The sequence below is a fragment of the Phenylobacterium sp. T106 genome (assembly GCF_057219735.1).
This window is the reverse complement of the sequence record NZ_JBXVWA010000007.1, coordinates 92,605-107,479: the sequence shown is the minus strand read 5'-3', so window position 1 is coordinate 107,479 and position 14,875 is coordinate 92,605. Positions and strand designations below refer to the sequence as shown.

12 protein-coding genes and 2 pseudogenes are annotated in these 14,875 nt (G+C 69.7%); 5 read left to right on the top strand and 9 right to left on the bottom strand.

The features are described from left to right. Window positions 1–3 precede the first annotated feature (3 nt). Window positions 4–933 (bottom strand): NAD(+) diphosphatase, encoded by a 930-nt coding sequence (gene nudC / locus AC2D8W_RS16275; protein ID WP_484672406.1) that lies wholly within the window; start codon window positions 931–933, stop codon window positions 4–6. Window positions 934–1,022: 89 nt separating this feature from the next. On the opposite strand from nudC, the gene yghU reads away from it, so the two are divergent. Next, window positions 1,023–1,907 carry a glutathione-dependent disulfide-bond oxidoreductase gene (yghU, locus tag AC2D8W_RS16270; protein WP_484672405.1) on the top strand — a complete coding sequence of 295 codons (885 nt, stop codon included), beginning with the start codon at window positions 1,023–1,025 and terminating at the stop codon, window positions 1,905–1,907. 70 nt (window positions 1,908–1,977) lie between these two features. On the opposite strand, the gene AC2D8W_RS16265 is transcribed toward yghU, so the two are convergent. Next, complete coding sequence (locus AC2D8W_RS16265) at window positions 1,978–2,640, bottom strand: PEPxxWA-CTERM sorting domain-containing protein (protein ID WP_484672404.1); 663 nt, start codon at window positions 2,638–2,640, stop codon at window positions 1,978–1,980. A gap of 150 nt (window positions 2,641–2,790) precedes the next feature. On the opposite strand from AC2D8W_RS16265, the gene AC2D8W_RS16260 reads away from it, so the two are divergent. Then, a complete protein-coding gene (locus AC2D8W_RS16260) occupies window positions 2,791–3,555 on the top strand; it encodes an SDR family oxidoreductase (protein WP_484672403.1) in 765 nt (254 codons plus the stop codon). Between the two features lie 64 nt (window positions 3,556–3,619). Here the strand turns inward: AC2D8W_RS16260 and AC2D8W_RS16255 are convergent, their stop codons facing one another. The 4 genes and pseudogenes from AC2D8W_RS16255 to AC2D8W_RS16240 form a co-directional block, all read right to left on the bottom strand. After that, on the bottom strand, window positions 3,620–4,774 hold the full coding sequence (locus tag AC2D8W_RS16255) for a hypothetical protein (RefSeq protein WP_484672402.1): 1,155 nt from the start codon (window positions 4,772–4,774) through the stop codon (window positions 3,620–3,622). Between the two features lie 99 nt (window positions 4,775–4,873). Next, a pseudogene (locus tag AC2D8W_RS16250) lies at window positions 4,874–6,493 on the bottom strand (ATP-binding protein); the annotation flags it as partial. A 227-nt stretch (window positions 6,494–6,720) separates the two neighbouring features. Beyond that, window positions 6,721–7,041: a 2Fe-2S iron-sulfur cluster-binding protein gene (locus AC2D8W_RS16245; RefSeq protein WP_293484751.1), complete on the bottom strand. Its 321-nt coding sequence runs from the start codon at window positions 7,039–7,041 to the stop codon at window positions 6,721–6,723. Between the two features lie 23 nt (window positions 7,042–7,064). Beyond that, window positions 7,065–8,291 carry an NAD(P)/FAD-dependent oxidoreductase gene (locus AC2D8W_RS16240; protein ID WP_293484753.1) on the bottom strand — a complete coding sequence of 409 codons (1,227 nt, stop codon included), beginning with the start codon at window positions 8,289–8,291 and terminating at the stop codon, window positions 7,065–7,067. 137 nt (window positions 8,292–8,428) lie between these two features. Between AC2D8W_RS16240 and AC2D8W_RS16235 the strand changes: the two genes are divergently transcribed. From AC2D8W_RS16235 to AC2D8W_RS16225, 3 genes and pseudogenes are all read left to right on the top strand, one after another. Further along, the gene (locus AC2D8W_RS16235; protein WP_484672401.1) at window positions 8,429–9,703 is read left to right on the top strand and encodes a cytochrome P450; all 1,275 of its coding nucleotides are present in this window, start codon (window positions 8,429–8,431) and stop codon (window positions 9,701–9,703) included. 230 nt (window positions 9,704–9,933) lie between these two features. After that, window positions 9,934–10,512 (top strand): TetR/AcrR family transcriptional regulator, encoded by a 579-nt coding sequence (locus AC2D8W_RS16230; RefSeq protein ID WP_484672400.1) that lies wholly within the window; start codon window positions 9,934–9,936, stop codon window positions 10,510–10,512. Between the two features lie 690 nt (window positions 10,513–11,202). Beyond that, window positions 11,203–11,298, top strand: a pseudogene (locus tag AC2D8W_RS16225) (PEPxxWA-CTERM sorting domain-containing protein); the annotation flags it as partial. A 40-nt stretch (window positions 11,299–11,338) separates the two neighbouring features. On the opposite strand, the gene AC2D8W_RS16220 reads toward AC2D8W_RS16225, so the two are convergent. From AC2D8W_RS16220 to sdhA, 3 genes are read right to left on the bottom strand one after another with little or no spacing between them, the layout of a single operon-like run. Further along, window positions 11,339–12,286 carry a tetratricopeptide repeat protein gene (locus AC2D8W_RS16220; RefSeq protein WP_484672399.1) on the bottom strand — a complete coding sequence of 316 codons (948 nt, stop codon included), beginning with the start codon at window positions 12,284–12,286 and terminating at the stop codon, window positions 11,339–11,341. Continuing rightward, the gene (locus tag AC2D8W_RS16215; RefSeq protein WP_293484761.1) at window positions 12,286–13,071 is read right to left on the bottom strand and encodes a succinate dehydrogenase iron-sulfur subunit; all 786 of its coding nucleotides are present in this window, start codon (window positions 13,069–13,071) and stop codon (window positions 12,286–12,288) included. The genes AC2D8W_RS16220 and AC2D8W_RS16215 overlap by 1 nt, the downstream gene beginning before the upstream one ends. A 15-nt stretch (window positions 13,072–13,086) precedes the next feature. Further along, the gene (gene sdhA / locus AC2D8W_RS16210; RefSeq protein WP_484672398.1) at window positions 13,087–14,874 is read right to left on the bottom strand and encodes a succinate dehydrogenase flavoprotein subunit; all 1,788 of its coding nucleotides are present in this window, start codon (window positions 14,872–14,874) and stop codon (window positions 13,087–13,089) included. Window position 14,875: the final 1 nt, after the last annotated feature.

The following is a 14,875-nucleotide window of genomic DNA, read 5'->3' as shown; positions in this document are numbered from 1 at the left end:
CCCTCAGCTCTCCTCGAACGCCCAGGCCTTGATGAGCTGGTGGGCGATGGCCATCGGCTGCGGGCAGAAGGTGTCGGGGATCTCGCCGCGGATCAGGGCGCGGGCCTCGTCGCGGCTGAACCAGCGCACCTCCGACAGCTCGGTCTGGTCGGGCCGCGCGTCCTCGTCCTCCACCTCGGCGATGAGGCCGATCATCAGCGACGACGGATAGGGCCACGGCTGAGTGGAATGGTAGCGGACGGAGACGGTCTTCAGCCCCGCCTCCTCGGCCAGCTCGCGCGCGCAGGCCTCCTCGATGGATTCGCCGGGCTCCAGGAACCCCGCCAGCGCCGAGAACATCCCCTTGGGCCAGATCTCCTGGCGGCCCACCATGCACCGGTCGCCGTGCACCGCCAGCATGATCACGACCGGATCGGTGCGCGGGAAATGCTCGGCCTCGCACGCGGGGCACTGCCGCTTCCAGCCGCCCTCGCGCGGCTCCGAAGGCTGACCGCAGGCGGCGCAGTACTGGTGGCGGCGACGCCACTCGAACATGGACTTGGCGGTGGCCAGGATGGCGGCGTCGGTGTCGGGCAGCCGCAGCGCAACCTGCCGCAGGTCGGCGAACTCCCCCAGCCCCTGTAGCGGCCCGAGCGCCGGGTCGGACGTGCCTTCGAGGTCGACGGCGAAGACCGCCGTCTCCTTCCACAGCCCCATGAAGAGGAGCCGCTCGGGACCACCGGCCAACTCGCCGGCGAGCTTCGCCGGCAGGTAGGCGATCTGGACGCCGCCCTCCTTGGTCTTCTCCACGAACGGCTTGCCGTTCCAGAGCGCCAGGCCGAGCGACTCGGACGACGCCAGGCGCGACGCCAGCCAGTCGGCGTCGCCGCGGCGGTCGGACGCGCGGTCCAGGGGGTTTCCGGCGAAGGTGTTCTGGAAGAAGGAGAGAGCCATGGCCGTGTTCTAAGCGCCAAGCTGCGGACTCGCCAAACCCGTCGTTCTGCCCCACATCGTCAGGTGAAGAGGAAACGGGAGCGCCCACCATGGCCGACGACGCCACACCGCCGCAGAACCACCCCGCCGACTACGTCCCGCCCAAGGTCTGGCAATGGAACAAGGGCAGCGGCGGACGCTTCGCCAACATCAACCGGCCGATCGCCGGGCCGACGCACGAGAAGGTCCTGCCGGTCGGCGAGCACCCGTTCCAGCTCTACTCGCTGGGGACGCCCAACGGGGTGAAGGTGACGGTGATGCTCGAGGAGCTGCTGGCCGCCGGGCACAAGGGCGCCGAGTACGACGCCTGGATGATCAACATCGGCCAGGGCGACCAGTTCGGGTCGGGCTTCGTCGAGATCAACCCGAACTCCAAGATCCCCGCGCTGCTCGACCGCTCCAACCCGGACAAGCCGTTCCGCGTGTTCGAGTCGGGCGCGATCCTGCTGCACCTGGCGGAGAAGTTCGGCGCCTTCCTGCCGACCGAGCCGGCGGCGCGGGCCGAAGTCATGTCGTGGGTGATGTGGCTGATGGGCTCGGCGCCCTACCTGGGCGGCGGCTTCGGCCACTTCTACGCCTACGCGCCGTTCAAGATCGAATACGCCATCGACCGCTTCGCCATGGAGGCCAAGCGCCAGCTCGACGTGCTGGACCGGCGGCTGGCCGAGGTCGAGTACCTGGGCGGGTCGGACTACACCATCGCCGACATGATGGTCTGGCCCTGGTACGGCCTGCTGGCCAAGGGCGGCGCCTACGAGGCCGGCGAGTTCCTGGACACCCAGAGCTACAAGAACGTCCAGCGCTGGACCGACCAGATCGGCGCCCGCCCGGCGGTGAAGCGCGGCCGGGTCATCAACCGCGCGCTGCCCGAGCGCCACTCCGCCGCCGACATCGACAAGTTCCTCGCCGAGCAGGCGGCCTCCAAGGCCCCTTAGACCGAAAACGACAGCGGGCCCCCTGCACCTAAGCCGGGGGCCCTAGCGTGACGTCGAGTATGCGTATCGGTCAGGCCCTTGCGGGCGCCTGACGGCGACGACGGATCATCACTCCGGCCCCGCCGAAGCCCAGGATCATCATCGTCCAGGTCGCCGGCTCGGGCACGACCCCCACCGGGATCGCCTGGACCCCGCCGATGCGGATCTGGCGGATGTCGCCAATCGTCCCGTTGGCGGCGATGCTGAAGTAGTCGATCAGTTGGCCGTCGATGGCCTGAGCGCTGAAGAAGCCGTTCGATGGAATGGTCGCCGCCCGCGTGAAGACCTCGCCCATGGTGTCGACGAAGGTGAGGGTCGCCTCCGTGGCCGTGCCGCCGAAGAAGCGGAACTCCGTTGCGGTGAAGGCGAGGTTGCTGTTCGTCAGGTCGAACCCGGCGAGCTGTCCCGAGCGCCCAAAATAGGTGAACGGTGTACTGATCCGCCCGTCGGCGGTGTCCAGGCGGGCCTGCCCTCCGGCGGCCACGAGCGTCTCACCGCCCGTGACGGTGAGCGAGGTGCTCGTCTGGTTCGTCAGGCCCTCAATCGCGAAGGCCGGCGCGGGGTTGTTGTTGAACAGGACGTTCTCGTCAGGCTGCAAGGCTCCCGGCCCCACGTTGATGACGATGGCCGCCGCAGCGGGCGACGCCATCGCGAGAAACGCGATGCCGGCCAGGACCTGTGTAGCTTTTTTCATCGCGTATTCCCCAGGGCCTCGCCCTCGGTCCCTCAACCGCGCCCTGGCGCGAGTTGTTCCCGAGGCGAACCTGATTTTTCCGCGGAGGGTGGCCGCGGCGACCGGCAGCGGTGTACGTGTCTCGCGAAGACGGGTTGGAGAGCCTCGACTATGGACCTGAAGGACAAGATCGTCGTCGTCACCGGCGCGGCGAGCGGGATCGGGCGAGCGCTGTGCGTTCGCTTCAAGGCCGAGGGGGCGAAGGCCATCGTCTGCGCCGACCGTGACGAGCCTGGCGCCAAGGCCACCGCCGAGATGGTGGGCGGCCGGGCCCTCAGGACCGACGTCTCCAAGGAGGCCGACATCAAGGCGCTGATCGACACGGTCGAGGCCGAGGTCGGGCCCATCGACCTCTTCTGCTCCAACGCCGGCATCGGCGTGGGCGGCGGCGCCGAGACCCCGAACGACGACTGGCAGCGGATCTGGGACATCAATGTGATGGCCCACGTGTGGGCCGCGCGCCACCTCGTGCCGCTGATGGCCGCGCGGGGCGGGGGCTACCTGCTCAACACCGCCTCGGCGGCGGGCCTGCTCTCGCAGATCGGCTCGGCCCCCTATGCGGTCACCAAGCACGCGGCGGTGGGCCTGGCCGAATGGCTGGCCATCACCCACGGCGACCAGGGCATCAAGGTCTCGGTGCTGTGCCCGCAGGCCGTGCGCACGGCGATGACCGCGGGCAATCCCGACGGCGTGGCTTCGATCGACGGCATGATGGAGCCCGAGGTGCTGGCCGAGAGCGTGGTCCGCAGCCTGGAGAAGGAGGAGTTCCTGATCCTGCCTCATGCGGAGGTGCTGCAGTACATGCGCAACAAGACCAACGACTACGATCGCTGGATCGGCGGCATGCGCAAGCTGAACCGGCGGTTCGCCGGCTGACCTGCGGGCGCGCCGGCCGCTGAGCGACCGGCGCGCGTGAGGCTGGCGACCCTGCCCGCGCCGCTCAGTCCGCTCCGGACTTCGCTTTGCCCTTGCCGGCCGGCGCCGCCTTGGCGGCGGCTGCGGCGGCGTCGGCGGCCGCCTTCGCGGCGGCCTCGGCGGCTTCCTTCTCCTTCACCCGCGCGCCGGCGAGGATGCCGGGCAGCGCGTAGTTCCCCTCGTGGCAGGCGTACTCGTAGACGCGGCCGTTCAGGGTGTTGAAGGTGTATTCGCCGCCCCAGGGCGCATCCCAGAGCTCGGGATCCTCGAGCTGGAACCGGTAGAGGATTTTGTCGGGCGCGACCCGGGTGAACCACTCGGTGATCTTGAGGGTCTTCCACGAGCCCATGAACTGCTGCGACTCGGGCAGGTTCGTCGTCTCGACCACCAGGGTGTCGCCCTCGTAGCGGCCGATGGAGTCGCCCATGTACGGCCGCAGGCCGTCGGTCCGGTGCTGCCCGCCCAGGCGGATGATCCGCGCGTCGTGGATCAGCTCGACCTCGATCACCATGGCGTCGGGCGTCTGAATGATCTGGTAGTTGTTGTTGTAATAGCCGTTCGGCAGCATGGGCGGGCCGGTGTTGCGGCCGAACCCCGTGATGCAGCGCTCGCCCAGCGAGCGGGTCTCGTAGCTGGTGTAGTCGTCGCGGAACGACCGCGGCGCCGCCGGCGGCGCCCCGGCCTTGCGGGCCGGCGGCATGCCGTTCGCGGTGGTCAGGATCGAGGTCCGGTACTGGCCGTCGATCTGCACCAGCTTGGTGCCCGGGTCGATCCAGAAGGTGTTGTAGCCGCCGGTGTCGCCGCCTGCGGCGGCGAAGTCTGGCCGGATCTCGAGGAGCTTGGCGAAGGCGGCCGTTTGCTCGACCGTCGCCGGCCCGGCGTTCTCCTTGGTGGGCTCATTGGCCGCGGCCAGGGCGGTCGTCCAGATCTTCTCGAAGGCCTGGGCCTCCTCGGGCGTCAGCGTCGGCTTGTTCGAGATCCGCGGGTTGCGGAAGAGCGGCGTGAGCGTGGCGTTCGACCAGAAGCCGGAAAGGTCGGGCTGGCCCATGGCGTTGCGCGGCGCCTTGTAGGCCTTGGACGCCGCGGCCGCCTTCGCGGCCGGCTCGGCCGACTGCGCCGTCAGGGGCAGGCTGGTGATGGCGAGCGCTGTTCCCAGCGCCAGGACGGTCAATCGACGCATGGCGGCCTCCCAATTCGTGAGTCTCTGAAGGACCCTCGCGCAGAGGATACTACGAGCTGACGGGTGACGTCAGGGCAAGGTTGCGGCCGGCCGGGCGGCTCAGGCGTCAGCCAGCATCCGGGTGACCCGGGACGTCAGTTCCTCCATCGGGAAGGGCTTCGTCAGCAGCTCCATGCCGTGGGCGATGTGGCCGTGGTTGAAGGCGGCGTTCTCGGCGTAGCCGGTGATGAACAGCACCCGCAGGTCGGGCCGGCGGGCGCGGGCGGCGTCGGCGACCTGGCGGCCGTTGAGCCCGCCCGGCAACCCGACGTCGGTGACCAGCAGGTCGATCTCCTGGCCGGCCGGCGATTCCAGGATCTTCAGGGCCGTCGGGCCGTCCGCCGCCTCCAGTCCGGTGCAGCCGATCTCGGCCAGGGCGTCGAGCACCACCATGCGCAGCGTGGGCTCGTCGTCCACCACCAGCACCGTCCATCGGCCCGACGTCGCCGGGCGGACCGGGGGCGGCGCGACGAAGTCGATGTCCTCCTCGCCGAGGTGCCGGGGCAGGTAGAGGCAGACCATCGTGCCTTCGCCCACCTCCGAATATATCCGGACGTGCCCGTTCGACTGGCGCGCGAAGCCGTAGACCATCGACAGGCCGAGGCCGGTCCCCTGGCCGATCGGCTTGGTGGTGAAGAAGGGGTCGAACACCCGGGCGAGGGTCGCCTTGTCGATGCCCGTGCCGGTGTCCGACACGCAGACCGTCACGTACTGGCCCGGGTCGAAGCCGTGCTGGGCGGCCGCGTGCGCGTCGAGCCAGCGGTTGGCGGTCTCGATGGTGATCCGGCCGCCGTCGGGCATCGCGTCGCGCGCGTTGATGCAGAGGTTCAGGAGGGCGCTCTCGAGCTGGTTGGCGTCCACCAGGGTGCGCCACAGCCCCGAGGCGGCGACGGTCTCGAGGTGGATGCCCGGGCCCACTGTGCGCCGGACCAGTTCCACGAAGTCGGGGAGCAGCCGGTTCACGTTCAGGGATCGTGGGGAGAGCGTCTGGCGGCGGGAGAACGCCAGCAGGCGGTGGGTCAGCGCCGCAGCCCGCCGCGCCGCGCCCTGGCCCGCGGCGAGGTAGCGCTCGACGTCGCCGTGGCGGCCCTGGGCCAGCCGCGCCTCGATCATCTCGAAGGCCCCGGAGATCCCGGCGAGCAGGTTGTTGAAGTCGTGGGCGAGGCCGCCGGTCAGCTGGCCCACCGCCTCCATCTTCTGGGCGTGGCGCAGCGCCTCCTCGGTTTCGCGGAACCGCTCCTGCTCGCGCCGCTGGTCCTCCAGCGCCGCCTGGATCCGGGCCTCCAGCGTCTCGTTGAGCTGGCGCAGCGCCTCCTCCGCGCGGTTGCGGGCGGTGATGTCCTGGAAGAGCACCGCCACCTGCTTCAGGTCCGGCGGCTCGATGCGGAAGGCCGAGAGCTCGAGGAAGCGCCCGGTGGCCACCAGTTCACGCTGGAAGCGGATCGGCTCGCCCGTGCGCAACACGCCGCCGTACAGCTCGACCCAACCCTCAGCCTCGTCCGGGACCATCTCGCGGACCTTCTGGCCCACCACGTTCGAAATGCCCGCGTGGCGCTCGTAGGCGGGATTCGCCTCGACATGGATGTAGTCGGACAGGGGGCCGTGCGGTCCGTCGAAGAACTCGATGACGCAGAAGCCCTCGTCCATCGAGTCGAAGAGCGCGCGGTAGCGCGCAAGGTCCTGCGTGACCTGCGCCTGATCCAGGCCTTGTGTCGTTCCGCGCATCGCGTCCCCCGAAGCCAGGACAGGCTTCCGCCTTCCGGAAATGCGCAGCTTGGCAATTGGATGCATGCCGCGCGCACGAACGCGCGGCCGCCGCCGAGGGCGGGCGGCGGGTCGGGGGATCGAAGGGGTGGGCCGCGGTCAGCGGCCGGCGGCGAGCCGGCCGTCCGGGCGGGCGGCAGCCGTCAGTGCTGGCTTTCCGGCATCGTCACGACGAGGCCGTCCAGCGCGTCCGTGACCTTGATCTGGCACGACAGGCGGCTGTTGTCCTGGACGCCCTCGGCGAAGTCGAGCATCGACTCCTCCATGGCCGAGCGGGTCCCGGTCTTCTCCAGCCAGGCCTCGTTCACATAGACGTGGCACGTGGCGCAGGCGCAGGCGCCGCCGCAGTCGGCGTCGATGCCCGGGATGTTGTTCTTCACGGCGCCTTCCATGACGGAGAGGCCCGGCTTCACGTCGATCGTGTGCTCGGTGCCGTTGTGCTCGACGTAGGTGATCTTGGCCATGGACGCCCCTGACTTACCGCCGTTTAGGCGGCGACCTCTTTCATGGAAATGGACGGGTCCGCAAGCTTCGCCTTGTTCACGGGCTTGCGGGAAAGGATGAGCTGCTTGCCCATCATGAACTCGGGCGGCGCGTTGATCGCCTCCACCGACTGAACCTGGTCGCCCTTCAGGTGGAAGACGGCGAACCGGGCCGTGGCCGGGTCGCCGCGCACGACGATCTCGTCCACGTCGAAGGCGTAGCCCGCGATCTGGAGCTTCAGGTCGTATTGGTCCGACCACTGCCAGGGGCATTCGCCCGGCGGCCGCGGCCGGCCGGTTATGGCGCAGGCGGCCTGCTTGGCCTGTTCCAGCGCGTTCGGGACGCTCTCCATCCGGAACATGCGGTCGTAGATCGGCATCGGCCGGTGGGCCACGTCGCCGATGGCGAACACGGCCGGGTCGGTGACGCTACGGGCGTCCAGATCGACCACCACGCCGCGGGCGCATTCCAGGCCGGCGTCCTTCGCCAGTTCGTCGTTGGGCGTCGCGCCGACGCCCACCACCACCGCGTCGCAGGCGATCGTGCGGCCGTCGGCCAGCGTCACGCCGGTGACGCGGCCGTCCCGGCCCTCGAAGGCGGTGACGCTGCAGCCCAGCTCGAACGTGACGCCGTGCGCCTCGTGCTGGCCGGTGAAGAAATCGGACAGCGCCTTGCAGGCGACCCGGGCCAGGATGCGGTCCTCGCGCTCCAGCACCACCACGTCCGCGCCCAGCGCGCGGCCCGAGGCGGCCACTTCCAGCCCGATGTAGCCCCCGCCCACCACGGCCAGCCGCTTGCCCGGCCCCACCGCGGCCTTGAGGGCCTCGGCGTCGGCGGCGGTCCGCAGGAAGAGGATGCCCTCGAGGTCCTTGCCCGCGATGGGCAGCGCGATCGCGCGCGCCCCCGTCGCCAGGATCAGGTGGTCGTAGGGCAGGGTCGAGCCGTCGGACAGCGTCACGGTCTTCGCGCCGCGGTTCAGCGCCGACACGCTGGTCCCGGGGCGGAAGTCGATCCCCGCCTCGGCGTAGAACTCGGTGGGCTTCAGGGCGAGCGAGTCGGCGTCGGCCTCCCCCTTCAGCCAGGCCTTGGACAGGGGCGGGCGCTGGTAGGGCGGAATGGGCTCGTCGCCGATCAGGGCGATGGGACCTTCATGACCGTACTGGCGAAGCAGCGCCGCGGCGGTTCCCCCCGCGTGTCCGGCGCCCACGATCACCACCCTGGCTTCGCTCATGGTTCTCCGATGCCCAAAAGTGACACTGGCGTCAACTTGCGCCGCGGGTTCACGCCCCATGCGGCGCGCAAGAGCGCTTGCGAAACAGCGTTTGGATAGGCCCCATCCTCATCGGGAAACGCCGATGGAGAGCGCTCATGGACGACGGATCGCTGGATTTCAAGCAGGCCGCCGAAGCCGAGGCCTGGTCGACGCCCATCGAGGCCCTGAACCCGGCCCAGGCCGACCTGTTCGCCCATGACGCCATGTGGCCGATCTTCGATCGGCTGCGGAAGGAGGCGCCCGTCCACTGGAGCGGGCCGAACGAGGAGTTCGACGGCTACTGGTCGGTCAGCCGCTACCAGGACATCATGGCCGTGGACACGAACCACGAGGTCTTCTCCTCGGCCGACGGCATCGTCCTGCAGACCCGCGAAGCCAAGATCGAGGCCGACAAGCGGCCGCGCGGCAACAGCTTCATCGGCATGGACCCGCCGGGCCACGACGTTCAGCGCAAGACCGTCAGCCCCGCCGTGGCGCCGGCCAATCTCCAGGCGCTGGCGCCGCTGATCCGCGAGCGCGCCGGCAAGATCCTGGACGGGCTGCCGATCGGCGAGGAGTTCGACTGGGTCGACCTCGTCTCCAAGGAACTCACGGCCATGACCCTGGCCACGCTCTTCGACTATCCGCAGGCGCGGCGGCGGGACCTGACCTTCTGGTCCGACATGTTCACCAACGCCCCGGGCTTCGGGCCGGCCAAGAGCTGGGAGCACAAGCGGGAGCAGGCCGACGCCTGCTTCGCCGCCTTCGACGACCTGTGGGCCGAGCGGGTGAACGCGCCGCCGAAGTTCGACCTGGTCTCGATGATGGCCCACGCCGAGGCCACCCGGAACCTCTCGGCCACCGACTATCACTCCAACGTCGTGCTGCTGATCATCGGTGGCAACGACACGACCCGGAACACCATCTCGGGTTCGGTCTACGCGCTCAACAAGAACCCCGACCAGTACGACAAGCTGCGGGCGAACCCGTCGCTGATCCCGTCGATGGTGTCCGAGACGATCCGCTGGCAGACGCCGCTGGCGCACATGGCGCGCACCGCGACCCGCGACTTCGAGCTCCAGGGCAGGACCATCCGCAAGGGCGACCGCGTCGTCATGTGGTACGTGTCGGGCAACCGCGACGACGCCCAGATCGAGAACCCGAACGCCTACGACATCGAACGCGCGCGGCCCCGCAACCACCTCTCGTTCGGCTTCGGCATCCACCGCTGCGTGGGCAATCGCCTGGCCGAGCTGCAGCTCACCATCATCTGGGAAGAGATCCTCGCCCGCTTCCCCGAAATCCGCCTCGTCCGCGAGCCCCTGCGCACCCACTCGGTGTTCGTGAAGGGCTACGAGACCCTCCCGGTGGTGATCCCGACGCGGAACTGAGCAATCCTCTCCCCGCGCGCCGCCGGGCGCGACGAGAGGGAGAGGGTCGGGAGAGGGCGGCTGGGCGACGCTGTCGGTCCGGCGAGGGCCCGCCTCTGTGCTGCGGAGTTCGCGCCGCTGCCCTGCGGCCGCCTCGGCAGCGCCGCCCTCACCCTACCCTCTCCCTCTCCGCTTCGCGGGGGGAGAGGAGAATTGTGCGGCGCGCGTCAGCCTGACCTATAGTCGCCGCCATGGAAGCGGGTCGGAAGTACCACGTGGGGGAGGTGAAGAGCCGGCTGCTGCGCGAGGCGCGGGGCATGCTCGAGGAGGGCCAGCCGCTGCACCTGCGCGCCCTGGCGGCGCGGGCCGGGATCACCGCCGGCTCCATGTACCACCACTACGAGAACAAGACCGAGCTCCTGGGCGAACTGGCGGCCGGCGGGTTCAGGGAGCTGCGCCGCGACCTGGAGGCGGCCGAGCGCGCCGCGGTCGACGGCCAGCGCCTCCGCGCCTGGGCGGCCGGCTATTTCCGCTATGCGCGCGCGGAGCCCGCGCTCTTCGCCCTGATGTTCGATCCCGAGGTGGCCGAGCTGGAGCCTGTGGCCGAGGCGCGGGCGGCCATGCTGGCCAGCCTTCACGCCCTCGTCGCCGACGTCGCGGCCGCCCTGGATCGTCCCGGCGCCCCGCTCGACAAGATCACGCTGGCCGTCTGGGCCGCCTCGCACGGCGCCGCCTCGCTGAGTCCGGCCGCCCGCGCCCAGTCCGACCTCATCGACGACGTCATCGCCGGCCTCGACGCGCTCTTCAGACCGGAGCGGGGGTCGCCCTAGAGGCGGTTGCACCGGCACTCTCCCATGAGGCGAAGCCTGTTGTCGAAGATCGCTGTTCGATCAATCGTGCCCGCGACACGACGCATCGAGTGGGGATAACCAATGCGCAAATTCGGATTTGCCGCGGTCGCGATCGCGGCCTCGATTCTGGGCGCGGCGCCGGCGAGTGCAGCCGGACTTCTGACGTCCGACGTGGGGTACACGGGGCCGATTCTGGACATCGGCGTCTACGGCGACCAGTTCTACACCTTCAGCGCCGGCCCGCTCTCGCTGCCCGGCGGCATCACCTATTCCGCCCAGAGCCCCAGTTCGGTCCTGGGGATCGGCGGCTATGGGCTCAACAACAACGGCTTCAGCAACACGACGAACATCATCGGCACGAATACGGGCGGTACGTTCGTGACCCTGGAGTTCGACATCGCCGTGGCCATGTTCGGCGGTGGGTTCAACTACGCCAGCTTCGATAACGACGGCACGCCGGGCTACGATCCGGTGATCATGCGCGCGTTCGACGAGGACGACATGCTGATCGCCGAGTACGACATCGGCGCTCTGGCGCCCATCTCGACGCCAAATGCCGCCGACGCCTTCGCCTTCCGCGGGATCGACGGCGAGGGCCGGCTGATCAAGCGGTTCGAGTTCGGCGGCTCGTACGCGATCCTGGCGGGCGAGGCCACGGATACCGCCGTGGTGCCCGAGCCGGGCGCCTGGGCCCTCATGATCCTGGGCTTCGGCGCCGCAGGGGCCATGCTCCGTCGCCGTCGCCTGGCGCCGATGGCCGCCTGATACGGTTTGACGCGGCGGGCCACGCCCGCCGCGTCTGTCGCTATCCGTCTGGCTTGGCGGACGTCTGGAACAAGCGTGCGCGCTTCAGGCGCACCTCGATCGCAGGCCGCGCCTCAGCGGGCGCGGCGGCCAGCGCCTTCTCGTACCAGTCCACCGCCTCGGCCACGACGGCCTGGTCCAGCGACGCCTTGCCGGCGGCGACCAGGGCCGCGTCCTCGCCGTCCAGCTTACGGACCGCCCGCTCCATGGCTTCATCGCCAAGCAGGCTCGCCGCATCGGTGCGCCCGGCGGCATAGGCCACCCGCCAGAGACGCGCCGCGGCGGCCGTATCACGCTTCACGCCATCGCCGTTCCAATAGATCTGGCCCAGCGTGAAGCTGGCGTTCGGGTGGCCGGCGGCCGCGGCTTTCTCGTACCAGCCGCGCGCCGCGACGACGTCCAGCGGCACGATCCGGCCCCGCAGATAGTGGTCGCCCAGGTCGGTCTGGGCGTCGGCGTCGCCCAGTTCGTCGCCCTGCCGGCACAGAGCCAGGCCCCTTGCGGCGGCGTCGCCGCCGGATGCGATCAGCAGGTTCCCTTCGGCGCAGTGCGACTTGGCCATGCCCATGTCGCCGGCCTTGCGGAATGTCGCCATGGCCTTGCCGAGGTCGACCGGTCCGCAGAGCCCGTTCTGCTGGGCCTCACCCAGCGTGTGCATGGCGTCGGCCCGGCTGGCGGAGGCCGCCTCAAGCCAGGCGCAGCCTTTTCGCGTCTGCTCCGGCGATGAACCGGAAAAGACAAGCACAAGGCCGGCGTAGGTCTGGGCGTCCGCCCGGCCGGCTTCGGCCAGGCGCAGCAGGGCCGAAGGATCACCGCGTCGCCCGGCCTCGAACGCCGCGGCGGTCTCGGGGCTGACGGGCGGGGCGCCTGGCATCAGCACCGGCTGCGCCGCCGCGGGTTGCGCCGAGACCCCGATCCCGAGGGCGAGGATCGCGGCGGCCGTGCGCATCAGACCACCCGGTCGACCAGCATCTTCTTGATCTCGGCGATCGCCTTCGCCGGGTTCAGGCCCTTCGGGCACACCTGCGCGCAGTTCATGATGGTGTGGCAGCGGTAGAGCTTGAAGGGGTCCTCCAGCTCGTCCAGCCGTTCGCCGGTGGCCTCGTCGCGTGAGTCGATGATCCAGCGGTAGGCGTGCAGCAGCGCGGCCGGCCCCAGGTACTTCTCCTGGTTCCACCAGTAGCTCGGGCAGCTGGTCGAGCAGCAGGCGCAGAGGATGCACTCGTAGAGGCCGTCGAGCTTCTCGCGGTCCTCGGGAGACTGCTTCCACTCCTTCTGCGGCTCAGGCGTCTCGGTCTGCAGCCAGGGCTCGACCGACGCGTACTGCGCGTAGAACAGGGTCAGGTCCGGGACCAGGTCCTTCACCACGGGCATGTGGGGCAGGGGGCTGATCTGGATCTTCTCGCCGGGGCACTCCTCGTGGCCGTGGGTGCAGGCCAGCGTGTTGCGGCCGGCGATGTTCATGGCGCACGAGCCGCAGATCCCCTCGCGGCACGAGCGGCGGAACGTCAGCGTCGGATCGACGGTGTTCTTGATGTGGATCAGGATGTCGAGGACCATCGGGCCGCACTGGCTGGTGTCGACCTCGTAGGTGTCCCAGCGCGGGTTCTCGCCGGAGTCCGGATCGTAGCGGTAGATCCTGAAGGTCTTGACCTTCGAGGCGCCCGCCGGAGCCGGGTAGTGCTTACCCGTCGGCTTGATCTTCGAGTTCTTGGGAAGGGTGAGCTGGACCATTCGTCTATCCCTTCCTCAGTAGACCCGCGCCTTGGGCGGGAACGGCGCGATCTCGTTGGTCATGGTGTAGTCGTGCACCGGCCGGTAATCGATCTTCACCTTGCCGGTGGGGTCGTCGAACCAGGCCAGGGTGTGCTTCATCCAGGCCTTGTCGTCGCGGTCGGGGAAGTCCTCGTGCGCGTGGGCGCCGCGGCTTTCCTTGCGGTTCTCGGCGCCGACCACCGTGACGACCGCCTGGCCGATCAGGTTGTCGAGCTCGAGGGTCTCCATCAGATCCGAGTTCCAGATCATGGAGCGGTCGGTCACACCGAGGTCCTTGCGCTTGGCTTCGACCGCGGCCATCCGCTTGACCCCGCTCGAGAGCGCCTCGCTGGTGCGGTAGACCGCCGCGTCCTCCTGCATGGCCATCTGCATCTCGAGGCGCAGCGCCGCGGTGGGCACGGGGCCCGACGCGTTGCGGAAGCGGTCGAGGCGGGCGAGGTGGCTTTCGGTGTGGTGCGGCTTCAGCTCGGGCTGGGTCGCGCCGGCCTTGAGCGTGTCGGCCGCGCGAAGCGCCGCCGAGCGCCCGAACACCACCAGGTCGATCAGGCTGTTGGAGCCCAGGCGGTTGGCGCCGTGCACGCTGACGCACGCCGCCTCGCCCACGGCCATCAGGCCGGGCACCACCTGGTCCGGGTTCTTGCCGGCCTTGGTGACGACCTCCGAGTAGAAGTTCGTGGGGATGCCGCCCATGTTGTAGTGCACCGTGGGCAGCACCGGGATCGGCTCCTTCGTCACGTCGACGCCGGCGAAGATCTTGGCGCTCTCAGAGATGCCCGGGAGGCGCTCGGCCAGGATCTTCGGATCCAGGTGGTCGAGGTGCAGGAAGATGTGGTCCTTCTTCGGGCCCACGCCGCGGCCTTCGCGGATCTCCATGGTCATGGCGCGGCTCACCATGTCGCGCGGGGCCAGGTCCTTCACGGTGGGCGCATAGCGCTCCATGAACCGCTCGCCCTGCGAGTTGGTCAGGTAGCCGCCCTCCCCGCGGGCGCCCTCGGTGATCAGGCAGCCCGAACCGTAGATGCCGGTCGGGTGGAACTGCACGAACTCCATGTCCTGCAGCGGCAGGCCGGCCCGCAGCGCCATGCCGCCGCCGTCGCCGGTGCAGGTGTGCGCGCTGGTGGCCGAGAAGTAGGCGCGGCCGTAACCGCCGGTGGCCAGGATCACGAGCTGGGCCTGGAAGCGGTGCAGGCTGCCGTCGTCCAGCTTCCACGCCGTGACGCCGCGGCAGACGCCCTCGTCCATGATCAGGTCGAGGGCGAAGTACTCGATGAAGAACTCGGTGTCGTGCGCCAGCGACTGCCCGTACATGGTGTGCAGCATCGCGTGCCCGGTGCGGTCGGCCGCCGCGCAGGTGCGCTGGATCGGAGCCTCGCCGTAGTTCTTGGTCATGCCGCCGAAGGCGCGCTGGTAGATCTTGCCGTCGGCCGTGCGGCTGAACGGCACGCCCCAGTGTTCCAGCTCATAGACGGCGGCCGGCGCGTTGCGGCACAGGTACTCGATGGCGTCCTGGTCGCCCAGCCAGTCCGACCCCTTGACGGTGTCGTACATGTGCCATCGCCAGTCGTCCTCGCCCATGTTGCCCAGGCTGGCCGAGATGCCGCCCTGCGCCGCGACCGTGTGCGACCGCGTGGGGAACACCTTGGTGATGCAGGCGGTCTTCAGCCCCGCCTGGGCGCAGCCCAGCGCCGCGCGCAGGCCCGAGCCGCCGGCGCCCACGACGACGACATCGAACTTGTGATCGGTGAATTCGTAAGCCGCCATG